This is a genomic window from Mesonia sp. HuA40 (assembly GCF_008017835.1).
Lineage (GTDB): Bacteria > Bacteroidota > Bacteroidia > Flavobacteriales > Flavobacteriaceae > Mesonia.
In genome coordinates this window covers 91194-115942 of the sequence record NZ_VRLT01000028.1, presented here as the reverse complement: position 1 = coordinate 115942, position 24749 = coordinate 91194, and the positions used below count along the sequence as shown (strand labels likewise).

14 protein-coding genes and 1 tRNA gene are annotated in these 24749 nt (G+C 37.3%); 10 read left to right on the top strand and 5 right to left on the bottom strand.

Annotation, left to right across the window (positions count from 1 at the left end):
* Positions 1-43 precede the first annotated feature (43 nt).
* Complete coding sequence (gene polA, locus FT993_RS05855) at positions 44-2881, bottom strand: DNA polymerase I (RefSeq protein WP_147861608.1); 2838 nt, start codon at positions 2879-2881, stop codon at positions 44-46.
* Between the two features lie 186 nt (positions 2882-3067).
* Here polA and FT993_RS05850 point away from each other — a divergent pair, with 186 nt between their 5' ends.
* Both FT993_RS05850 and FT993_RS05845 read left to right on the top strand, forming a co-directional pair.
* Positions 3068-4291, top strand: a complete 1224-nt coding sequence (locus FT993_RS05850; RefSeq protein WP_147861607.1) for a metallophosphoesterase — start codon at positions 3068-3070, stop codon at positions 4289-4291.
* A 255-nt stretch (positions 4292-4546) separates the two neighbouring features.
* The gene (locus tag FT993_RS05845; protein ID WP_147861606.1) at positions 4547-5383 is read left to right on the top strand and encodes a hypothetical protein; all 837 of its coding nucleotides are present in this window, start codon (positions 4547-4549) and stop codon (positions 5381-5383) included.
* Positions 5384-5994: 611 nt separating this feature from the next.
* Here FT993_RS05845 and FT993_RS05840 read toward each other — a convergent pair.
* Together FT993_RS05840 and FT993_RS05835 are read right to left on the bottom strand one after the other, a co-directional pair.
* Positions 5995-6621 (bottom strand): polysaccharide deacetylase family protein, encoded by a 627-nt coding sequence (locus FT993_RS05840; protein WP_147861605.1) that lies wholly within the window; start codon positions 6619-6621, stop codon positions 5995-5997.
* Between the two features lie 6 nt (positions 6622-6627).
* Complete coding sequence (locus tag FT993_RS05835) at positions 6628-9945, bottom strand: DUF2723 domain-containing protein (protein ID WP_147861604.1); 3318 nt, start codon at positions 9943-9945, stop codon at positions 6628-6630.
* A 181-nt stretch (positions 9946-10126) separates the two neighbouring features.
* Here FT993_RS05835 and FT993_RS05830 point away from each other — a divergent pair.
* Positions 10127-10199 (top strand) — tRNA-Gln (locus tag FT993_RS05830).
* 687 nt (positions 10200-10886) lie between these two features.
* Positions 10887-12383 carry a hypothetical protein gene (locus tag FT993_RS05825; protein ID WP_147861603.1) on the top strand — a complete coding sequence of 499 codons (1497 nt, stop codon included), beginning with the start codon at positions 10887-10889 and terminating at the stop codon, positions 12381-12383.
* Here FT993_RS05825 and FT993_RS05820 read toward each other — a convergent pair.
* Positions 12380-13222, bottom strand: coding sequence for a universal stress protein (locus FT993_RS05820; RefSeq protein ID WP_147861602.1), 843 nt, complete (start codon positions 13220-13222; stop codon positions 12380-12382). The genes FT993_RS05825 and FT993_RS05820 overlap by 4 nt on opposite strands.
* A gap of 169 nt (positions 13223-13391) precedes the next feature.
* Here FT993_RS05820 and rimP point away from each other — a divergent pair, with 169 nt between their 5' ends.
* The 3 genes from rimP to infB are packed head-to-tail and all read left to right on the top strand — an operon-like array spanning position 13392 to position 17844.
* The gene (gene rimP, locus FT993_RS05815) at positions 13392-13853 is read left to right on the top strand and encodes a ribosome assembly cofactor RimP (protein ID WP_147861601.1); all 462 of its coding nucleotides are present in this window, start codon (positions 13392-13394) and stop codon (positions 13851-13853) included.
* A 12-nt stretch (positions 13854-13865) separates the two neighbouring features.
* On the top strand, positions 13866-15095 hold the full coding sequence (gene nusA / locus FT993_RS05810; protein ID WP_147861600.1) for a transcription termination factor NusA: 1230 nt from the start codon (positions 13866-13868) through the stop codon (positions 15093-15095).
* 58 nt (positions 15096-15153) lie between these two features.
* Positions 15154-17844, top strand: coding sequence for a translation initiation factor IF-2 (gene infB, locus FT993_RS05805; RefSeq protein ID WP_147861599.1), 2691 nt, complete (start codon positions 15154-15156; stop codon positions 17842-17844).
* Positions 17845-17916: 72 nt separating this feature from the next.
* On the opposite strand, the gene FT993_RS05800 is transcribed toward infB, so the two are convergent.
* Positions 17917-18309 carry an SPOR domain-containing protein gene (locus FT993_RS05800; RefSeq protein WP_147861598.1) on the bottom strand — a complete coding sequence of 131 codons (393 nt, stop codon included), beginning with the start codon at positions 18307-18309 and terminating at the stop codon, positions 17917-17919.
* A 219-nt stretch (positions 18310-18528) separates the two neighbouring features.
* Here FT993_RS05800 and FT993_RS05795 point away from each other — a divergent pair, with 219 nt between their 5' ends.
* From FT993_RS05795 to nrfD, 3 genes are read left to right on the top strand one after another with little or no spacing between them, the layout of a single operon-like run.
* Positions 18529-19872 (top strand): c-type cytochrome, encoded by a 1344-nt coding sequence (locus tag FT993_RS05795; protein WP_147861597.1) that lies wholly within the window; start codon positions 18529-18531, stop codon positions 19870-19872.
* A 30-nt stretch (positions 19873-19902) separates the two neighbouring features.
* Positions 19903-22983, top strand: a complete 3081-nt coding sequence (locus FT993_RS05790) for a TAT-variant-translocated molybdopterin oxidoreductase (RefSeq protein ID WP_147861596.1) — start codon at positions 19903-19905, stop codon at positions 22981-22983.
* 29 nt (positions 22984-23012) lie between these two features.
* A complete protein-coding gene (nrfD, locus tag FT993_RS05785) occupies positions 23013-24749 on the top strand; it encodes an NrfD/PsrC family molybdoenzyme membrane anchor subunit (protein ID WP_147861595.1) in 1737 nt (578 codons plus the stop codon).

Sequence of the window (24749 nt, the reverse complement as noted above, 5' to 3'; positions counted from 1 at the left end):
ATTAATAGTACTGCGAAGACTTAACTTGGTTTTTGATAATATATTAATGGGCTTCAAGCCAGTTATTGCCAACACCAACCTCTACATCAAGCGGAACACTTAATTTAAATGCGTTTTCCATTTCATATTGTACCATTTGTTTTAAGTCTTTCAACTCGGATTTAGGTACGTCAAAAATCAGTTCATCGTGAACCTGAAGCAGCATCTTAGTTTTTAAATTCTTAGCTTCTAACTGGTTTTGGATATTGATCATAGCTACTTTAATAATATCGGCTGCGCTACCTTGTATGGGTGCATTTACAGCATTGCGCTCTGCGGCACTGCGCACCACATTGTTTCTTGCATTGATGTCTTTAAGGTATCGGCGTCTTCCTAATACGGTTTCTACATAGCCGTTTTCTCGTGCAAATTCAATTTGTTTGTCAATATAGTCGCGTAATTTAGGATAGGTTTTGTAATAGGTTTTAATCAAATCGCCAGCTTCACTCCGGCTCATATCGGTTTGATTGCTTAAGCCGAAAGCCGATACGCCATAAATTATCCCAAAGTTTACGGTTTTTGCGTTGCTTCTTTGTTCCCGGGTCACATCGGCTAAGGGTACATCAAAAACTTTTGCGGCAGTAGAGGCGTGTATGTCTTCACCGTTTTTAAAGGCTTCGATCATGGTATCTTCTTGGCTTAACGCAGCAATGATACGCAACTCAATTTGGGAGTAATCGGCGGCTACCAAAACGTGATTTTCATCTCTTGGGATAAAGGCTTTTCGAACCTCACGACCGCGCTCGGTGCGTATAGGTATATTTTGCAGATTAGGATTATTGCTGCTCAATCGGCCTGTGGCCGCTACAGTTTGCATGTATTCGGTATGAATTCTACCGGTTTTCTCTTGTATTTGTTGTGGTAAAGCATCCACGTAAGTGCTCTTTAACTTCATTAATCCGCGCCAAGCGAGAACATCAGCTATAATTTGATGCTCGCTAGCCAAGTAAGATAGTACATCTTCTGCGGTAGAATATTGACCGGTTTTGGTCTTTTTGGGTTTTTCTACCAACTTTAATTTACCAAATAAAATTTCGCCCAATTGCTTGGGAGAGCCAATATTAAAAGATTCTCCTGCTTCTTGATATATTGTTTTTTCTAGAGCCAGAATATCTTTTTCTAAAGCTTGAGAGAGTTGCTCTAGAAAATTTTGATTTACTCGTATGCCTTCTAATTCCATTTTTGCCAATACTTTTACCAAGGGTAACTCAATCTCTTCATAAAGTTTTTTGGTCTGGGTAGCTTCCAATTCCTGGCTAAAGTATTCTTTGAGTTGAAAGGTAATGTCGGCATCTTCTGCAGCATATTCTTTTTGTTGCTCTAGCGGAACCTCTCGCATAGAAATCTTCTTTCTTCCTTTACCTATGAGTTCTTCAATAGGTTGCGGACTGTACTTGAGGTAGGTTTCTGCTAGAACATCCATATTATGACGCATGTCTGGATTGATAACATAATGCGCTAGCATGGTATCAAAAATGGGACCTTTGAGCTGCATGCCATATTGGGCCAATACCTTAATGTCGTATTTTAGATTCTGACCCACTTTTACAATGCTATCGTGGGTAAAAAATACTTCTAATTGGTCAAGTAAAGCTTTGGCTTCTTGATAATCTTGAGGAAAGGGAAGGTAGTAGCCTTTGTTTTTGTTCCAGCTAAAGGCTATTCCTACCAATTCGGCTTCAAAAGTATTGAGTGAAGTGGTTTCTGTATCAAAACAAACAGCAGGTTGCTTTAGCATTTGCTTGATAAAAAGATCTAATGGTTTGCCGGCTTCTATAAGTTGATAATAGTGCGCAGTGTTTTCGAGATTGCGATAACCTGTGAAATCTGAGGTATCTAAATCCTCCTGATTTACCGCATTACCAAATAGTGAAAATTGACCGCTCCCAGCTGTAGGTTTTTCATTGCTTGTTTTCTTTGCTTCTGGAGTGGTAAGACCACCGTTGTTGTTGCTTTGCTCGTTATACATTTTAAGGAACTGCTCACTCAAACGTCTAAATTCTAACTCTTGAAATAGCGCCATTAGTTTTTCAGTATTGGGAGGTGAGAGTTCAAAATCTTTCTCATCAAATTCTACATCGCAATCGGTAAATATGGTGGCTAGTTTTTTAGAAAGTTTACCTAATTCTTCATTGGCTTGGACTTTCTCTTTCATTTTGCCTTTAAGCTGGTCAATATTTTCATATAGGCCTTCCATGCTACCAAATTGCTTAATAAACTTTTTAGCCGTTTTATCGCCTACTCCAGGTAGCCCCGGAATATTGTCTGATGCATCTCCCATCATCCCAAGGTAGTCAATAACCTGCTCAGGCTTTTCAACGCCAAAACGTTTTTGAACCTCCTCAATACCCCAAATTTCTATCGCATTTCCCATGCGTGCTGGGCGGTACATAAAAATATTTTCACTTACCAATTGGCCAAAATCTTTATCTGGGGTAACCATAAAAACTTGGTAATCTTTTTTTTCGGCCTGTTTGGCTAAGGTTCCTATAATATCATCGGCTTCAAGTCCTTCTAATTCTATTACGGGAATATGTAATGCCTTTAAAATATCTTGAATAATGGGAATGGATTGCCTGATGACATCTGGCGTTTCATCTCTATTGGCTTTATAATCTTCAAACATTTCGGTACGGGCTTTACTCCCTCCTTTATCAAAACAAACTGCAAGATGATCTGGTTTTTCACGCTTAATCACATCGAAAAGCGAATTTACAAACCCCATTATAGCCGATGTGTCTTGGCCCTTTGAGTTTATCCTAGGGTGTTTTATCAAGGCGTAATACCCTCTAAAAATTAACGCATATGCATCTAATAAAAACAGTCTTTTTTGCTGGGCCATAATTTCTAGTATTTAGAAGCGTAAAGCTACACGATTTTTTATCGAAAATAAAATTAAGAAGCTGCAATATGAGGTAGGTATTTGCCTACTATTAGATGTGTTATTCTTTTACAGACGTTAATTATCTCCAAATTAAACCATAAAAAGAGCAATATAGGTTAGTTTTGTACACTCAAAAAAAAAGAAATGCGCTGGATTATTTTCATACTATTTTATGCGGCAATTAATTTTTACAGCTATCAAGCTATTAAAACCCTAAGCAAAAATTTTTGGGTACAAGCTATGTTTGTAGGCCTAAGTCTTATTTTCTTAGGCTACTTTCTGTTTTATTGGTTGCAACCAGCAGTGGGAAGCGTTTTTACGGGAAAACGCAGTTTTGCTTTTGGTTTGCTGTTGAGTTTTATGTCGGCTGAACTGGTATTGATTGCTTTTTTAATGGGGGAAGATATCATTCGTACCTTAATTTTTTTAAAAAATAAAATAGTTAATCCAGAAGTGGCTCATTTGCCTGGCCGAAGAAAGTTTGTAAGTACGCTGGCTTTAGGATTGGCGGCTATTCCTTTTGGATCTTTGCTTTACGGAATGTTTAGAGGAAAATATAATTACAAGGTACTCACCTATGAAATAAACTTCCCTGATTTACCAGAGGCTTTTGATGGCTACCAAATTACTCAAATAAGCGATGTTCATAGCGGTAGTTTTGATAATCTAAAGAAGGTTAAATATGCAATAGATTTAATTAACCAACAAAAAAGTGATGCTATCTTTTTTACAGGTGATTTGGTGAACAATACCGCCGATGAAATGGATGCTTGCCAAGAGTTATTTGGTGAACTTAAGGCTAAAGATGGTGTTTTTTCTGTATTAGGAAACCATGATTATGGCGATTATGTGCGTTGGGACTCACCTCAAGAGAAAATAGAGAACTTAAATCGTTTAAAATCTATTCAAAAACAAATGGGATGGAAGCTATTATTAAACGAGCATGCTTACATCCGTAAAGGAGATGCTAAATTGGCTGTTGTGGGTGTAGAGAATTGGGGAAAAGGTGGTTTTGTAAAGCATGGCGATTTAGATCGCGCTGCTGCGGAATTAAGCAAAGAAGAATTTAAAATACTGTTAAGCCACGATCCGAGTTACTGGCAAGAGAAAATAAAAGCACACGAAAAAGAATTTCAACTTACTCTAAGTGGTCATACCCACGGCATGCAATTTGGTATTGAAATACCCGGTTGGTTCAAATGGAGTCCGGTAAAATATCGGTACGAAAACTGGGCTGGACTTTACAAAGAGTTTAATCGTTATCTCTACGTAAATCGAGGGTTTGGCTACCTGGCTTACCCAGGCAGGGTAGGGATGTGGCCCGAAATTACCGTACTTAAATTGAAGAAAGGCACTGCAAATGCTTAAATCTTAACGTTTAAAGTGCAAAAATTATAGATTAAGTGTTTATATTCGATTTCAAAAAGGGATAAAATGAAATCGATAACTTTATATCTCTAATTGTTAATTACTCTAGGTGATTTTGCTCAAGTAGGTATAAACACCTAGAATCCTCATAATAGTTCTATTCTTTATGTGCAAAGTGAGGCTGCGGGTGTTTTATTACCTAGGGTAGCCTAAGCGTCTCGCGATACCCTAACCACTGGTATTGCAAATTCTTTATTGCTATTTGATACCGATAATAACCAATTTTATTACAATGCCGGCGATGAGACCGCCAGTAACTGGTTAGCCTTATTGAGCAGTGAAAACAAACGCGATAATCACGTGTTGGTTAAAAGTGAAAGCGATTTTCCCGCACCAAGCGGTGGTGTGATTACGCTAGACAGCCAAACGCTCTATGAAATAAACGGAACCGTTACCTTAAGCGCCAGTATAGATTTAAATGGAGCTTACTTAATTGGGCAAGATACCAATGAAGATGTTTTAAACTATTCTGGTGGCAGTAGTCTGTTCGTTGGTGATGGCTCTGGAAATTTAAGGAATGTAACCTTAATTAACGCAGGAACGGGAAACCTGTTTAATCTAACGGCCGCTTCGTCAAGTGAACGTCTGATAGGACAGAGTGTTGTGGTAAGTGGTTTTAACTCGGTTGGAAGTGTATCTGGTTATGGTCTAGTTTTTTTTAATGTTTTTCAGTTCATCGGAAATGCAGATGGAATTACTTATACCTACATAAACAGCTTACTTCTTAATTACATAGGATGGCAAATTAATAACAACGGTACTTATGAAACTTTTACAGGTACGTTTAATTTTATTCAAAAATCAAGCGGTTTTTCTTACGTCGGTGCTAGTTCAACGGGAATTGATGTAAGTAGCAATCCAACCTTAAATAAGGGGGTGATTAAGAATGTTGTTTTTAATGGTTCAGGAGATTTTGTAAAGCCCTACTCGGGATTTAACACTTATGCTGGTTACAATTTCGATATAAACTGGGATATAGATTGTGTAGGGATCCCTCGCGAATCAGACAATAACGCTTCGGGAAACATCTAGATTACAAAGAACTCTACCACTAGTAATCCTTCATTTAATGTCAGTAGTGCGGTACCGATAGATGCTCAGATTAGTGCTGGGCAGCTTTTTCGCTTTTCAAACTCTACTTCCAATGTTACCGGTACCAATAATGTGTAAGTATACGAAGGGAAAGAACCTAGAACCTTTACAGTAACGGGTAACTTATCGTATCAGTCTGCATCTACTAATTCTAATGGAGGTGCTACCATTCACGCCTTCTATATTAGACTTTTTGACAGTAATGGATCCCCTATAGGAATACCATCTGGGACAGAAATTTACTCTGAAGTGGGTGGTCATCCTGATACAAGGGTTCGAACCGTACCGCTGGGAGGAAAGGTAACCTTAGATCCTGGTGACTACATACAAATCTATGCTCATTATATAAGTGCCGGTGGCGGAATACGTCGAAATAACATTCGAATTTATTCGGTTAGCTTAACGTTAGAGTAAAATCTTACAGCTAACAGAAATCACGAGACCATTTTCTTTTAAGATCTTGGTATAAAATAGCCGTGAAAATCATCGAGTATTTTTGAGTATTTACTTTTAAACACCTTTAAATTAAAACAATTTTCTCCTTTTCGGATTTAAGGAAGTGATTTAAAACGATATCCTGCATTAGAGAAATACTCTAAGGTATTAGGGAGTAATTTTTTGAGGTTTTTTTCGGCTTTCAAGCTGTCGTGAAATACTAAAATGCTACCCGGGCGTGTATTTTTTTTGATGTAATCCCAACGTTTGTCTATGCAAATATTTGGTTTATAATCTAAGCTGAGAATATCCCACATAACAATTTGATGGCTTTGAGCAATACGTTTTGCTTGTTTAGCCTTAAGCTTTCCATAGGGTGGTCTAAAAAGCAGTTTTTGATTTGATGAAGACTTAATATAATTCTCGCACTTTTCGGTGTTTTCTATATAAATCTTATTATTGGTTTTCCATCCGTTTAAATGGTTGTAGGTGTGATTGCCCACGCGATGGCCTTGGGTTATGATTTTTTTGAATACCTGGGGGTGCTTTTTTATATTTTCTCCTATGCAAAAAAAGCATGCTTTAGCCTCGTACTTTGCCAATTGCTCTAAGACCCATGGGGTTACCTCAGGAATTGGCCCATCATCAAAAGTAAGATAAATTGATTTTTCCTCGCGTGGCATATGCCATAGACGTTTGGGAAAAATCAATTTACCAAGTTGAGCAACTGCATCAATAATCATTTCAAACTATAAGGGTAAGCTGTCAGGATTAACCAATAAATTATCATCTGGTAGATTAGGTTGGGCATCACCTTCTTCCAGGCTACTCGACTCTTCTAGAGATTCGTTTTCTAGCATAGATTCATCGTCTCCATAAAAATGATTAAACAAAGTGAGGTGTTTGTTGAATGCTTTAACCTTTTCTTCGAATATTTCTTCGTCTTGATTGATAACCAATAAATCGATAAGACTTCGGTAACGCTGAATGTTAATTACAATCTCATCTCCTAGCATATATTGGCGTTCTAAATCAAGCTGACTATAGTAAGTCAAATACTCTTGGTATTTTTCTGCAGTTCTATTCCATAAATCTCTAGCCAGTTGTTTTTCGCCTACCTTATAATAACCATCAATAAAGGGTTCTACTAATGAGTAATACCCAAATTTATCAAGCGGCATTTTCTCCATGGCTAAATTGATAATTTCAAGCGCTTTCTCCTTTTCTCCTGCAGCTAGCAAAGATTCTGTTAAGCGTGCTAGATTACTGCGGTAAGTGATTGCATTTTTACGGGTTTCTGGGTCGTGGTAGATTTTATCGCTACCACTGTTGCCCCATTCCCAATTGGTTACAATTGAGTACATTTTTTCGTGATCTATTCTCCCCATAGAAAACGGATCTTTAGGATCTACTGGGGTTCTAATAGGAACAAGCTTATAACAAACCCCGTCTAATTGCAGATAGTCTTTCATCCATAAATAATCATCTTCGCCAAAACTCCCTCCCGTAAAATACACAGGACGTTTCCATTGCGTATTAGCCACTACATCGAGCATAAGCAATCTGTTTTTATAAAGAATCTCACTGTTGATTTCTATATCTATATAAGGCACAATCTTATCTGCGTCTTCGGGTTTAACCAAACCGCTGCTTAATGCATTTTCTTTATTAACGGGTAAGCGTAGGGTTTTGGCGGGAAAAGTATTTATTAACTGACCATTGGCTAACTCAACTTGGGTGCTAGGGTGGTCACTTTTAATATACTTTAGCCAGTCGCTAATCATTAACGTGTCTGAAAGTCTTGGGTCTGGGGAGTAACGAATATACTCATTGGTCCCGTAGCGGTAATTTTTATTTTCAAGGGTAGTGCGAATGGGTTCACTTTCGTAAGCCTTAACCCTCATTTGATCAATATACCAGTCGGTTGCAAAAAGACTGGTATTAATCACCCTAACATCGGTTCGGTAATTTTCAATCTCTTGCACATACCATAGAGCAAAAGTATCGTTGTCACCAATGGTAAATAAAATGGCGTTTTCATCTACAGAGTCGAGGTATTTTTTAGCCATGGCTTGAGCAGTATATCGGTCTGAACGATCATGGTCGTCATAATTTTGTGAAATTAAAACACCGGGAACTGCCAATAGACATACCAACCCAATACTGCTAGCAGCTATTTTGCTTGGAATATAATTTCGTAGCTTATGGTAAATGGCGTAAACCCCCATTCCAATCCACATCGCGAATACATAAAAAGAACCTACCAGGGCGTAATCTCTTTCTCGAGGTTCAAAGGGGCGCTCGTTGAGGTATATTTTTAGAGCAATTCCTGTGAACAAGAAGAAAACCAATAAGACCCAAAAGCCTTTCACTTCTCTTTGTGCGTGAAAAAGCAATCCGATAAGGCCTAAAATCAAAGGAAGGAAAAAATAGGTATTACGACCTTTATTGTTCTCAACATCACTTGGTAAATTAGCTTGAGTGCCTAAGCGTATTTCGTCTATAAAATCGATTCCGCTAAGCCAGTTACCGTGTAAATCGTTTAATCGACCCTGAATGTCATCTTGTTTTCCAACAAAATTCCACATAAAGTAACGCCAATACATATAGCCTATTTGAAACTCGATTAAATACCTAAAGTTTGAAATGTCTGAAGGTTTTTGAACTACGAGGTACGGACTAAATTGCTTTAAAAAACTGATGTAGTCTTCATTATTTAACCGGCCTAGCGCATACTCTTTTTTAAATTGGTTTACCGTTTGAATTAATTGTTCTTCTTGTTGGTATTCTGGATTTATGGTAAATTCAATGGGTCCCGTGTACTCCATATAATTGGCCATATGTTCTGTGCTCCACATACGAGGTAAAAAAGTTTTATGCTCTTTACTAGAATTTTGTTTGGCGTTTTTCCAGTTGTTTACAATTTCATATTTTCCTGTAGTCTCGTTTTCTTCATATTTGGGTTTATCATCTATATAAGGATTATCGGCATCTAGGCTGCCAAAAATATCGGTAAACTGGGGTCCGTAAAACAATTTAGTTTCAGGATATTGCTCTCGGTTATAATAAGCGAGTAGTTCACGAGCATTGTCGGGTCTATTTTCATTGATTACTGTTCCTGCGTTGGCACGGATAGGGAGCATGATCCAAGATGAAAATCCTATGAAAATGAATAAAATACAAAGTAAAATCGTGTTGATGTGAATATAATTTTGCTTTCGCGTATAATTAAGTCCAAAATAAAAGAAAGCCACCAAAGCTAGCGCTGCAATTATAGTTCCCGAGTTAAAAGGTAAACCTAGACTATTGACAAAAAACACCTCGGCTTCACCAAAAAACGCCAGCGAGTAAGGTAAAAGTAATTTGAATATAAACATTAGAATACCTACCACTACTAGATTTGCAATGATAAAGTTTTTAACGGTGATATTTTTTACGTTTTTAAAATAGTATAAAAAGCCAATAGCAGGAATGGTAAGTAAGCCCATAAAATGAACACCAAAACTAAGCCCTATGATAAAAGCGATTAAAATTAACCAACGATTACCTCTGGGTTTAAACATATCGCGCTCCCATAAAAGGCCTACGTAAAAAAGAATCGCCATAAGGCAACTGGCCATTGCATATACTTCAGCTTCAACGGCGCTAAACCAAAAACTATCGGTAAAGGCAAAGGCTAAAGAACCTACTAATCCGCTGGCTAGTACCGCTATTTTTTCACCCGTTTTTAAATGTTCTGCTTGTCCGCTGATTTTTTGAACCAATAGCGTTATAGACCAAAACATAAATAGAATAGCAAAAGCACTAGAGAAAGCCGATAGCATATTTACAGTAAAGGCTACCGTTTCGGCATCGGGGGCAAAGGTAGAGAAAAAAGCGCCCATCATTTGAAAAAGCGGGGCTCCTGGCGGATGTCCAACTTGTAATTTGGCCGAGGTGGCAATATATTCGCCTGCATCCCAAAAACTTGCAGTGGGTTCTAGGGTTAAAGTGTATACGGTGAGTGCTATAAAAAAGCTAATCCAACCTAAGGCTTTGTTCCAAAAAGTAAAATTAAATTCTTTCATTGAGTTTTATATTGTAAGCTTGGCTTTGCAACTAAAAATTTATCGATTTATTTTATCTGCATTTAAAAATAATACTGGCGAAGGTACTAAATATTGTTTGAAGAAAATTTTTTTAAAAAAAATTAAATTTTGTTTTGGACAATTGAAACTTTCCTTTATATTTGCAACCGCAATCAAGCATTGGCCTATGGTGTAACTGGCAACACGTCTGGTTTTGGTCCAGAAGAGTCTAGGTTCGAGCCCTAGTAGGCCAACAAAAATCCCAATTCATTTAGAGTTGGGATTTTTTTCTTTTTAGACGGTTATAATGGGTCAAGACGGATCAAGACCATTTTGGATCAAGACCATTTTCTGGGTTTTTGGGTTTTTAAGCAAATAATTTTTCGAGTCGAAACAAGAAAAATTCGGGTATTCTTACTCCCTTTAACCTTGCTCTAAATGCTTTTATTGTGGCATCGAAATTATATGCAGATTTGCTTATATTTAATTAGGTATAATTCTTTAGTGGAGACTTTAAATTAGAAAATCATTTTTTTATTTAATAAACAGTCTTTAGGTTTGGATTGGCGATTTTTTGACTTGTGCACTAATGCAATTCAGCCGTATTTTCAATTTCGCATCGGGTTGGTTCATTGTTATCTTCAAACGCATCATCAAAAATATACTTATTTGCCTTTAGAATAAGTAGGCAAATGAGAATAACGCTTGAAAGAAAGAAGGTAAATTTTGTAAATAAATTATTAGTTGCGTACAAAGTATAGTAAGCAAAACCAGAGTGGCTGCCTAGAATAAAGATAATAAAAACTATACGTAGCAACATTTTTTTTCTTTAAAGATAGTGTCTCAAGCCTTGTTATACATCTAAAATATTCCCAATTAATCTTAATTTAACGTATAGGATGATTGTGCTTTCATATCTTAGAGAGTAAAATTATAGTGGAGTGGCTAGTAAAACTTTAAAATATATATTTCTCGGAATTTTACTTGTTGGAGTAAGTTATTTTGGAACGCAATGGTATATCGAATTTCGATTAAAGCAACATTTAAGCAAGGGGCTTTTAGGTGGAGAGCTTGTATTTAAAGAACTTGATGTCAGGCTGTGGCAAAGAACTGCACGATTAACTGAATTTTATTGGCATAAAAAGGGAGATGATCCTGTTTTTGAGGTAGAGGAAATTCAGGTGAAAGGGGTACAAATCTTAAAATTAGTATTTGAGAATGTGTTGGCAATTGACGAAATTCAAATTGACCAACCTAAAATTGTATGGGTGAGTAATAAATCAATTCCTGAAAAGAAAGCGGAAAAGGAGATGAAAATGAATGCCATTCGGGTGAAAAAAGTGCATTTGCAGAAGGGTAGCTTTAAATGGCTAGAGCAAGATCGGCTAAAAGCAGAGGTAAATCAAATAAATTTATCTATAAATAATGTTGTGCTTAATAATAAAACAGTGAAACAAGTTATACCTATTAATTATGATAGCTATCGTTTTGAACTTCTAGATTTGTTTTTAAATGTAAACACCCTTCAAGACTTAAAACTGCAGAGACTTGACTTAAATGACTCGCAACTACAAATAAATAATTTAACTTATACACCTAAATATTCTAGGGCGGAGTATGTGAATCACATACCTTACGAAAAAGATTTGATAAATCTAAAAGTTGAGCGTGTCACCTGTAAAGATTTAAAATACTCCTTTGGTCAAATATTTTCTTTATACATACCCAATGTGGCCATACAAAAGGGAGATTTGCAAATTTATAGAGATAAAACAATTAAAGATGATGTGCGGCAAAAAAAGCTATACAGTGAGATGTTACGTAAGCTGCCTTTTAATATTAAAATAGATTCGGTAGACGTTCATGAAACTTTTATTAAATATCAAGAAAAGTTAGGAAAAGATGAAATGGGTGAGGTATCATTTGAAAAGGTAAGTGCGGTTATTAAAAATTTAGTCGGAGGTAAAGCTAGTTTCAACTCTAGAAATGAAACGAAGCTTGAGCTGAAAGCAGAATTTACTGGGATTTCTAAGTTAGATTTTAAGTACTCATTCCTAGTAGCTGATTCTACCGATGCTTTTCAATTTAAAGGAAGCGCTTGGGAGGTGCAAGATTACCAAATAAATAAATTTTTTATTCCGGCTTTGGGTGTGCAGGCTGATGGTAGTATTGATGCTTTGCACTATAATTTTAGCGGTAACCGAAATGAGGCATCAGGAGAAATGATTATGAATTATGATGAACTTAAATTTGATGTGCTTAAGAACAATGGGAAAGAAAAGAAGGTGATGAGTTGGTTGGCTAATATCTTGGTAAATAACAAAAATAAAACCCGTAAGCCTGTCGAGGTTACGGGTGTGCAAAGAGATAAAACAAAATCTTTTTGGAACTTCTATTGGCGTTGTTTACAAAAAGGCCTTAAAAAGGAGTTGCTTTAATCTTGTTCTTTAATTTTAAAAGTAATTACAGGTATTTTAGCGTGATTTACAAGATCTTCACTGATGCTTCCGTTTAGGAAATGTGCAATCCCTTTTCTACCATGAGTACTCACGCCTATAAGAGAGGCTTTTTTAAAGGCAGCAAATTTTAAGATTCCTTTCTCAATAGATTCCGCTCCATATAAATCAAAAGAATAATTATCAAAATCTACATCTTTAAAGAAAACAGCTTTTTTCTTATTGATGTATTCGTCAGTTTTAAATTTATTTGCAGTATTAATGTATACTACGTGCATTTCAAGATTCATTTTCTTGGCGAAATTTACTGCTTCCAAGAAAGAATCTCTATTTTTTGGTATAAGATCAGTGGCATAAACCATAGATTTAACCTTGCTTACTTCCAATTCGTTCTTTACAACCAATACAGGGATGTCTGAGTTTCTTACCACTTTTTCTGTGTTTGAGCCTATGAAGATTTCCTTAAAGCCGCTTGCTCCATGTGAACCCATGACTACTAAATCAACATCATTTTCGTTTGAGAAAGTCATAATTCCTTCAAAAGCCTCGTTAAATTGAACCGTTTCGTAAACCGTTAATCCTTTAAGATAATCACTGTTTAAAACATCTGAGAAGCGTTTACGGGCTAATTTCATAAAATAAATTGCCTCGGGTAAACTGTTAGGATTGCCGTCTAATGTGGGGTCAATCAATTGAGCTGGAAGCTCAAGCATGTGTAGTAAATATATCTCGGCATTATAGTTTTTGGCTAGTTGAGCCGCTACTTTTAAGGCATTTTCAGCTTGATCAGAAAAATCTGTTGGGACAAGAATTTTTTTCATTTGTGTTGTTTTAGTTGTCTGTTTGTGCTAATAAAATTTAAAAGTACAAATAATTTCGTTGGTTTCTAATTTATTATGTGAGAAAATATTATTACATTTGCATTGTAAACAAAAAAATATAGGAGGGGACACTTTAAGTCCCCTCTTTTTATAACTAGAAAAGCGTTTTATGAAGCAAGAAATAGTAGCGGGATTAATAGAGGAAGCCCTTGCTGAGAACCCTTCGCTTTTTTTGATCGATTTAAGTATACAAGCAGACAATCAAATTCAAGTAGTGATTGACGGTGACCAGGGGGTGAGTGTGAATGATTGTATTGCTGTAAGTCGAAAAATAGAACATAACTTAGATCGTGAGGAGGAGGATTTTTCTTTAGAAGTAACCTCGGCTGGGGTAACAGCCCCTTTGCAATTACCAAGGCAATTCAAGAAAAATTTAGGTAGAAAGTTAAAGGTTACCACAGAAGAAGGTGTTTTAGAGGGTAATCTAGATCAAGTTGAGGATGATAAAATACTATTGAGTTGGAAAGCTAGAGAGCCAAAACCAGTAGGAAAAGGCAAGCATACAGTAAATAAAGAAGTATGGGTGCCACTGGAAGAGATAAAAGAAGCAAAAGTGATGATAACATTTTAACCTAAATTAGATATGGAGAATATCGATTTAATCAACTCATTTTCAGAGTTTAAAGATAATAAATTAATAGATCGTGTAACTTTAATGGCGATTCTGGAAGACGTTTTTAGGAATGCCTTGAAAAAGCGATTTGGACAAGATGATAATTTTGATATTATTATTAATCCAGATAAAGGCGATTTAGAAATTTGGAGAAACCGTATTGTGGTGGCCGATGGAGAGGTTGAGGATGACAATCAAGAGATTTCTTTGACAGAAGCTAGAAAAATTGAGCCAGATTTTGAGGTGGGTGAAGATGTTTCAGAAGAGGTGAAATTGATTGATTTAGGTAGGCGAGCGATTTTAGCGCTTAGACAAAACCTAATATCCAAGATTCACGAACATGATAACACAAATATATACAAGCAGTTTAAAGATCTTGAGGGAGAGATTTATACCGCCGAAGTGCATCATATTAGGCATCGTGCGGCAATCTTGTTAGATGATGAGGGCAACGAATTGGTGATGCCAAAAGACAGACAAATCCCATCAGATTTCTTTAGAAAAGGTGATAATGTGAGAGGTGTTATTGAAAGCGTAGAGCTTAAAGGTAATAAGCCTATCATTATCATGTCTAGGACAGCGCCTGAATTTTTAGAGAAATTGTTCGAACAAGAAATCCCAGAGGTTTTTGACGGGTTGATTACTATTAAAAAAGTGGTGCGCGTACCTGGAGAAAAAGCTAAGGTAGCTGTAGATAGCTATGATGACAGGATAGATCCAGTTGGAGCTTGTGTGGGAATGAAAGGATCTAGAATTCACGGGATTGTTCGAGAATTAGGAAATGAAAACATTGATGTGATTAATTTCACCAATAACATTCAATTATTGATAACGCGAGCTTTGAGTCCAGCAAAGGTGATGTCGATAAAAATGGATGAAGAAAATAAACGTGCTCAAGTTACTTTAAAACCCGAGGAGGTTTCTAAGGCCATTGGTAGAGGAGGACACAATATTAGACTTGCCGGACAACTAACCGGGTATGAGATTGATGTTTACCGAGATGGCGAAGAAGAAGATGTAGAGTTACGTGAGTTTTCAGATGAAATCGAATCTTGGATCATTGATGAATTGTCAAGAATCGGTTTAGATACAGCAAAAAGTGTCCTTGAAAAAGATGTGGATGATTTGGTTAAAATTACCGATCTTGAAGAGGAGACGATAGTAGAAGTTATAAGAATTTTGAAAGAAGAATTTGAGTAAGATTTTTTTAAAATTTTAAGACATAATAAGAATAAAGAGGTTAATTTAGAGGCAATTTATGGCTGAAGCGAAAAATATGCGATTAAACAAAGTATTACGTGAATTTAATATATCACTAGACCGGGCTGTGGAGTTCTTGGAGTCTAAGGGTTATGAGATTGATGCACGTCCTACAACAAAAATTTCGGAGGAAGTTTACCAAGTGCTTTTTGAAAAATTTCAAACTGATAAAAGTAAAAAAGTGGCTTCTAAAGAAGTGAGTAAAGAAAAACAAAAGGAAAAAGAAGAACTCCGTTTGGCTAGAGAGCGCGAACAACAAGAGAAATTGCGTAAACTGGAGGAGAAGAAAGAACGCGAAAGAAAACGCCAGGAGGAAGAAGAGCGTATTGTTAGAGCTAAAGCTAGCCTAGATGGTCCAAAGCAAGTGGGTAAAATTGACTTAAATAAATCGGCTGATAAAAAAGAAGCTGATAGTAAAAAAGAGTCTAAAGAAACTGTTAAGTCAGAAGTGAAAAAAGAAACTTCGGCAACAAATAAACAGTCTAATGAGGCAGGTCAATCTAAGGCCAAAAAGGAGCGTGAAACAGATGAGCCCAGACCAGAAGAGCGTATTCAAACAAATTACAAGAAATTAGATGGTCCTAATTTTACGGGTGAAAAAATTGATCTAAGTCAATTTAAGAAAAAACCGGCTAAAAAGAAGGAGGACGATAAAAATACTTCTAATTCAAAGAAGAAACGCAAGCGTATCGCTAAAGATCCTTCTAAAGGAGGAGCAGGTAAGAAAAAAGGAAACTTCAAAAAAGGCAATAAGGCTAGAAGGCCAGTGGTGAAAGAAGAGCCTACCGAAGAAGAAGTACAAAAGCAAATCCGCGAAACCCTAGAAAAACTTCAAGGTAAATCTAATAAGGGTAGAGGAGCTAAATATCGTAAAGATAAAAGAGATCAACACCGTCAAAAGACAGAACAAGAACAAGAGCAGCAAGAGCTAGAAAGCAAAACGCTAAAGGTAACTGAATTTGTTACTGTATCTGAAGTGGCGACGATGATGGATGTTCCGGTCACTAAAGTGATTTCAGCATGTATGTCGCTAGGAATGATGGTGACAATGAATCAGCGTTTAGACGCCGAGACACTAAGTATTGTAGCAGAAGAGTTTGGTTATGAGGTAGAATTCGTTACTGCCGACTTGGAAGAAGCTATTGAACTAGAGGAAGATAAACCAGAAGACTTAGAAAGTAGATCGCCTATCGTAACTGTAATGGGGCACGTTGACCACGGAAAAACTTCGTTGTTAGATTATATCCGTAAAGAAAATGTAATCGCAGGCGAAAGTGGGGGTATAACCCAGCATATAGGAGCATACGGTGTAGAGCTAGATAATGGCAAGCGTATTGCTTTCTTAGATACACCAGGTCACGAAGCGTTTACCGCAATGCGGGCACGTGGAGCACAAGTTACCGATATTGCTATTATTGTTATTGCAGCCGATGATGATGTGATGCCTCAAACAAAAGAAGCTATTTCTCACGCACAAGCAGCGGGAGTGCCTATAATTTTTGCGATAAACAAAGTAGATTTGCCTACTGCAAACGTAGAAAAAATCAAAGAAAAATTAGCCGGAATGAACCTACTGGTAGAAGATTGGGGTGGTAAAATACAATCTCAAGATATATCTGCTAAAAAAGGAACCGGGGTTAAGGAATTACTAGAGAAAGTATTGCTAGAAGCTGAGTTGCTTGAATTAAAAGCGAACCCCAATAAATTGGCTACAGGTACTGTTGTTGAAGCTTATTTGGATAAAGGTAGGGGATATGTTTCTACCATATTAGTTCAAGGTGGTACACTTAAGATAGGTGACTATGTATTGGCAGGTACTACAAGTGGTAAAATCAAGGCGATGCACGATGAGCGTGGAAACAAAATAAAGGAGGCGGGTCCTTCTACTCCGGTTTCCATCCTTGGTCTTGATGGTGCTCCGCAGGCAGGTGATAAATTTAGTGTTATGCGCGATGAAAGAGAGGCTAAAGATATTGCTAGTAAACGTACGCAATTGCAACGCGAGCAAGACGTGAGAACACAAAGACATATTACCCTTGATGAGATAGGAAGACGTATTGCATTAGGCGACTTTAAGGAGTTAAATATTATCCTTAAAGGGGATGTGGATGGTTCTGTAGAGGCCTTGACAGATAGTTTCCAAAAATTATCAACCGAAGAGATTCAAATTAACATACTTCACAAAGGCGTAGGTGCTATTACCGAAAGTGATGTGTTGTTAGCTTCAGCATCTGACGCTATTATAGTTGGGTTTAATGTAAGGCCTGCGGGTAATGCTAAACAGGTGGCTGAGAAAGAAGAGATTGATATCAGAACCTATTCTATTATCTATGATGCCATAAACGATCTTAAAGATGCAATGGAGGGAATGTTATCTCCAGAAATGAAAGAAGAGGTAACCGGTACAGCAGAAATTAGAGAAACCTTTAAAATTTCTAAAATTGGGACCATTGCAGGATGTATGGTTACCGATGGTAAAATTTACCGAAACAGTAAGGTGCGTTTGATACGTGATGGTGTTGTAATTTATGACGGACTTTTAGCGTCTTTAAAACGATTTAAAGATGATGTAAAAGAAGTTTCAAAAGGTTATGACTGCGGATTGCAAATTAAGAACTACAACGACATCAAAGAAGGTGATATTGTAGAAGCATATCAAGAAGTTGCAGTGAAGAAGAAACTTAAATAGTTAACTGTTTAATTCTTAATAAAAAAAGGGATTGCAAACGCAATCCCTTTTTTTATTAAGCTTATTTTTGATCTATGACCGCGGTTTAAAAACGAATGCTTTCTTAAAAGTTTCTTTGAGATCTCTAAAAGCTCTATCAGCTTCTATTCTATTTCTAAAATTACCAGCCCAAACCTTATAATTGGGGGCTTGATATTCTATACTCGAAGTCATTTCAGGGAATTCTTTTTGAAGTTTAGCTCGAGTTTTTTCAGCTTCACTTAAAGTAGCATCAGCCGATAATTGTATAATATAGCGATCATTTATTTCTTTGGTTTCAACCATTTTATTTTTTAAAATCACTAACTCTTGTATCAGTGGATCTGCTTCAATTTTAAGTGTTCTTTCCTGCGCATTTATGCCTAGCGTGGTTATCATAAAAACTCCTAAAAATAAGGGCTTATACGCTTTTACATTTTCGATCATAATTCTAATTTTACACAAAAATATACTTTTCTAACTATTTTTAATGAAATTTATTATTTAGAACTGGTATAAATTACGTATTAACACTTAGCTAACATTTTTAAAATGCGTGATAAGTGTTACTTTTGCTATTGATTTTCGCAGTATTCAGGCTTGTTTAGAGGTAACTGCCTTATTGTGAAAGGTATATCAAGTTAAAGATGTTAATTCAACTGTAATATGAAAAAGGTGAAAATGCGCCATTCAAATTCAAGATTCCTTTTGCTCGCTCTAGCAGCATTATTTTTCTTTTCTAACCCCTCTTTTGCACAAGATGCTGCCGATAGTCCTTCGGTAGAAGAGAACACCACCCCGGTCGATGAGGCTGGTTTAGAAGGTGATGTGAGTGCTGGTAAAGATTTGTTTAATAGTCTATGTGCCGCTTGTCATAAGCCTTATAAGCGAGCTATTGGTCCTGCTTTGCATGGGGTGACTGAAAAACGAGGAAAAGAGTGGTTGTATTCTTGGATTAAGAATAGTTCGGCAATGATTGAAGCAGGAGACCCTCAAGCGGTTGCGATTTATGAAGAATATAACAAAGTGGCGATGAATGCCTTTCCTCAATTATCCAATTCTGATATCGATAATATCTTGGCTTATGTAGAGCAGCCAAAACCTGAGCCTAAAGTGGCAGTTGCTACCGAAGGCGCTGCGGAGGCCGGTCAAGGGGGTGGTGCAGGAGTGTCTACCCAGGTTGTTTTAGGTATTTTGGCTTTTGTGTTATTATTGCTTTTGGTGGTTTTGTTTTTGGTAAACAAAACACTAACGCGTTTTGCAGAGGCAAATGGTGTGGTTATTGAAAAAGACGAAAAAACTTCGAAGCCTATTTGGAAGGCGTTTGTAGAGAACCAGTTTTTAGTGATTGTCACTACGGTAGTTCTTTTACTAGTTGGTTCGTATTATGTATATGGTTTCTTTATGCAGGTAGGTGTAGATCAAGGTTACGCGCCTGTGCAGCCTATTCATTATTCGCATAAGATTCACGCGGGCGACAATGGTATTGATTGTAAGTATTGCCATTCTTCTGCTCGTGTGAGTAAGCATTCAGGTATTCCTTCTTTAAATGTTTGTATGAATTGTCATAAGTCAATTGCAGAGGTTGCTCCGGAAACGGCAACAGAAGAGTATTCTAAAGAATTTTATGATGGTGAAATAGCCAAGCTTTACGATGCCGTAGGTTGGGATCCAGCTACGCAATCCTATACAGGAGAAGAGAAGCCGGTAAAATGGGTTCGTATTCATAATTTACCAGATTTAGCTTATTTTAATCACTCTCAGCACGTTACTGTGGCGGGTATCGAGTGTCAAAAATGTCACGGTCCTGTTGAGGAAATGGAGATTATGAGGCAGCACGCGCCTTTAACTATGGGGTGGTGTATAGAATGTCACAGAGATACAAAAGTGAATATGCAGGGTAATGAGTATTACGAAAAGATTCACGAAGAATTATCAAAGAAATATGGTGTTGAAACCTTGACGGCTGCTCAAATGGGAGCGCTGGAGTGTGGAAAATGTCATTACTAATTTATTAAGCAGTTAATATCTATTTTATATATGTCATCAAACAAGAAATACTGGAAAAGTGTTGAGGAGCTAAAAGATAATAGTTCTATTGTTGAGACGCTTCAGCAAAACGAGTTTGTAGAAGAGATTCCTACAGATGAGTTCTTGGGAAATAAAGAATCTTTGGAGAGTTCTAAGACCTCTCGAAGAGATTTTTTGAAATTCGTAGGTTTTAGTACAGCAGCAGCATCTTTAGCAGCTTGTGAAGGTCCGGTTGTAAAGTCTATTCCTTATGTAGTTCAGCCCGAAAGAATTGTTCCTGGAGTAGCGAATTATTACGCGACAACAATAGCTAACGGATTTGATTTCTCTAGTGTATTGGTTAAAACCCGTGAAGGTAGACCAATTAAAATTGAGAATAATAGCTTAGATAAAATGAGTCCGGGAGCAAATGCAAGGGTTCATGCTTCGGTGCTTTCTTTGTATGATACTAATAGATTGCAGCGCCCAATGGTAGGTGGTGAGTCTGTTTCTTGGGAAACATTTGAATCTGATTTAAAGAAGCGTTTAGATGCTATTGCTGGGAAGAAAATTGTTTTCTTGACGCAGAGTTTTGCTAGTCCATCTACAGAGCGTTTGATGGAAGAGTTTAAACTGGCTTACCCTAATGCAAGTCATGTAATATATGATGATGTTGCAGAAGATGCTGTGTTGAGCGCTTTTGAGCAAAAATATGGTTATAGAGCCATGCCAAATTACGATTTTGCAAAAGCCGAAGTGATAGTATCTGTTGGTGCAGATTTCTTAGGTGATTGGCAAGGTGGTGGTTACGATTCAGGTTATGCTAAGGGTCGTATTCCTAAAGATGGCAAGATGTCAAGACATGTTCATTTTGAATCTAATATGTCTTTGACTGGCGCTAATGCTGATAAGCGTGTAATGGTTACCGCCGCAGAGCAAAAACAAGTTTTAGCGGCGCTTTACGGATATGTTTCGGGTAAATCAACTAGTGGATTACCTGCGAAATTAGATGATGTTGTAGTAAAAGCTAAAGAGCAGTTGCGTAAAGCTGGTTCTGGTGCAGTTGTAGTATCTGGTCTTCAGGATGTTGATGCTCAATTGCTTGTGATGGCTATAAATGAAGCCTTAGGAAGTAAGGTGATGAGTACAGATGATCCGAAACTTACCAAGCAAGGAAATGTAGCTGAAGTAAAAGGTCTTATAGCCGATCTTAAAGCGGGTGCTGTTGGTGCGGTGATAATGGCGGGGGTTAATCCTGTATTTACTTTGCCTAATGGAGATGAATTTGCTTCTCTTTTGGCAAATGTAGATGTTTCTGTAGCTTTCGCTGAGCGACTAGATGAAACTGCAAAACTTTGTGCATTTGTTGGGGCGGAACCTCATTATTTAGAAAGTTGGGGAGATGTACGTTTTACCAAAACTCAATTCGGTTTAACCCAACCAACCATACGACCGTTATTTGCTACTAAGCAATTTCAAGACGTATTGTTGAGTTTATTAGGAAAAGAAGAGAATTATTATAAATATATAAAAGAGACTTGTAAAGGGATTTTAGGTGGCACCAATTGGGCTACTGCACTGCATGATGGAGTATTTACTTCTAGTACAGGAGCTGACTTAAAAGCAAGTGAAGGCTTTGTGGCTAATGTAAGCATTTCTAATGCGGCCAATCGTCTAGCGAAGGCTGAAAAAACCAATGGTTTAGAGCTTCACTTGTATACAAAAACCGGAATGGGCAGTGGAAGACAGGCTAATAATCCTTGGTTACAAGAATTTCCAGATCCGTTAACGCGAGTATCTTGGGATAACTATTTAACCGTATCAAAGGCAGATGCTGAAAACTTGGGGTTTGTAAATGAACATGTTGCTGATGGTGGTTTAAACGGTAGCTATGCAAACTTAAGCTTGGATGGCGTGGTTATAGAAAACGTACCGGTAATTATTCAACCGGGTCAAGCAGTGGGAACCTTAGGTTTAGCTCTTGGGTATGGCAGAAAAGAAGCTATTCAGAGTGAAATGCAGGTGGGAGTTAATGCTTTCCCATTATATAAAGATTTTAATTCTGTTCAAAATATTAGTGTTGAGAAGGCGAGTGGCATGCATGAATTTGCTTGTGTGCAATTGCATAAAACGTTAATGGGACGTAGTGGCGATATAATCAAAGAAACCACTTTAGAAATTTTTAATACTAAAGATAAAGATCATTGGAACGCTATTCCGCATGTTTCTTTAGATCATAAACCGGTTTCTGTAAATTCCCCTGAAGTTGATTTATGGCAAGAATTTGATAGAAGTGTAGGGCATCATTTTAATCTTTCTATAGATTTAAATGCTTGTACCGGTTGTGGTGCTTGTGTGATTGCTTGTCATAGTGAGAACAACGTTCCGGTTGTAGGTAAAGAAGAGGTTAGAAAAAGTAGAGATATGCACTGGTTGCGTATTGATAGATATTACTCTTCGGAAGAAACCTTTGTTGAGGATTTAGAGAAAAAAGACAATTTTGATGGTTTAGGAGACTCTCTTTCAGGATTTGGTGAGCTAGAAGAGGCTTCGGGTAATCCGCAGGTAGTTTTCCAGCCAGTTATGTGTCAGCATTGTAATCATGCGCCTTGTGAAACAGTTTGTCCTGTAGCGGCAACTTCTCATGGTAGACAAGGTCAAAACCAAATGGCTTATAATAGATGTGTGGGTACGCGTTATTGCGCAAACAACTGTCCTTATAAGGTACGTCGTTTCAACTGGTTTAGATATAACCAAAACGATTCATTTGACTATAATATGAATAATGATTTAGGTAGAATGGTGATTAACCCAGACGTGACGGTTCGTTCTAGAGGGGTTATGGAGAAATGTTCAATGTGTATTCAGATGACTCAGAAAACGATTCTTGACGCTAAGCGTGAGGGTCGTGAGGTGAAGAAAGATGAGTTCCAAACAGCTTGTTCTCAAGCTTGTGGTACTGGTGCTATTCAGTTTGGAGACATTAATAACGAAGAGAGTGAAGTTTATAAGAATAAGCAAGACGATAGAATGTATCATTTGTTAGAGTACTTAGGTACTAAGCCGAATGTTTTCTATCAGACTAAAATTAGAAACACATCAGAAGTTTAATTAAGTAAAGAATTAATTTTAAAAATACTATGTCTCATTACGAAGCACCTATAAGAAAGCCGCTAGTTACCGGGAATAAGACCTATCACGATGTAACATTAGACGTTGTTGCGCCGGTTGAGGGAAAGGCTAACAAATCTTGGTGGATTGTCTTTTCTATTGCCTTAGTAGCCTTTATTTGGGGATTGGGTTGTATAACTTACACCGTTTCTACCGGAATTGGTACTTGGGGTCTAAATAAAACCGTAGGCTGGGCCTGGGATATTACCAACTTTGTATGGTGGGTAGGAATCGGGCACGCCGGAACCTTAATTTCAGCTGTTCTATTATTGTTTAGGCAAAAATGGAGAATGGCCATTAACCGTTCTGCAGAAGCGATGACTATCTTCTCGGTAGTGCAAGCAGGATTGTTCCCAATTATTCACATGGGTAGACCTTGGTTGGCTTATTGGGTTTTACCTATTCCTAACCAATTCGGGTCTTTATGGGTTAATTTTAACTCTCCGCTACTATGGGATGTATTTGCAATTTCAACATACCTTTCTGTATCCTTAGTTTTCTGGTGGACAGGTTTACTTCCAGATTTTGCTATGATTCGTGATCGTGCGGTTAAACCCTTTCAAAAGAGAATTTATTCTATACTGGCCTTTGGTTGGTCGGGTAGAGCCAAAGACTGGCAGCGTTTTGAAGAGGTTTCTTTAGTATTAGCCGGTCTTGCAACTCCTTTAGTACTTTCGGTTCACACTATTGTATCGTTTGACTTTGCTACCTCTGTTATTCCTGGATGGCACACTACCATATTCCCCCCTTACTTCGTTGCAGGGGCAATTTTCTCAGGATTTGCAATGGTAAATACACTTTTGATCATTATGAGAAAAGTGTCTGGATTAGAAGATTATATTACTGTACAGCATATTGAATTGATGAATATCGTAATTATGATTACGGGTTCAATAGTAGGGGTGGCTTATATTACCGAGCTGGTTATTGCTTGGTACTCTGGAGTAGAATTTGAGCAGTATGCCTTTTTGAATAGAGCAACTGGACCTTACTGGTGGGCTTATTGGGCGATGATGACTTGTAACGTATTTTCTCCACAATTTATGTGGTTCCCTAAGTTACGAAGAAGTATCATGTTCTCATTCTTTATTTCGATTGTTGTAAATATTGGAATGTGGTTTGAACGATTTGTAATTATTGTAACTTCTTTACACAGAGATTACTTGCCGTCTTCTTGGACAATGTTCTCACCAACTTTTGTAGATATTGGAATTTTTGTAGGTACCATCGGATTCTTTTTTGTATTGTTTTTATTGTATGCGAGGACCTTCCCAGTAATTGCTCAAGCCGAAGTAAAAACCATTTTGAAGTCATCTGGAGATCGTTATAAGAATATGCGTGCAGCACATGGTGATGATGTAAAATTGTATGAATTGCCGAAAGAACAAATGGTTAATGTTGTTATAGATTCGCCCGAGACAAAATCAGCAATAGCTCAAAATAAAGAGCTCCTGGTGCAACAGCTTTTAGATCGAATTGGAAGATTTGATGCGGCGAACCAACAACAAGATGATTTAACAAAGATTGATGGGATAGGGGTAAATGTTGCGCATCAATTACATCAAATAGGGGTTTTTACCTATGATCAAATCAGTAAAATGACAAATGAGGATTATGCACTTTTAGATCAATTACTTGTCGATTACGATGGGCAAGCAGATAGAAAGGATTGGTCTGGACAGGCAACTAACTTAAAAAATAACTAA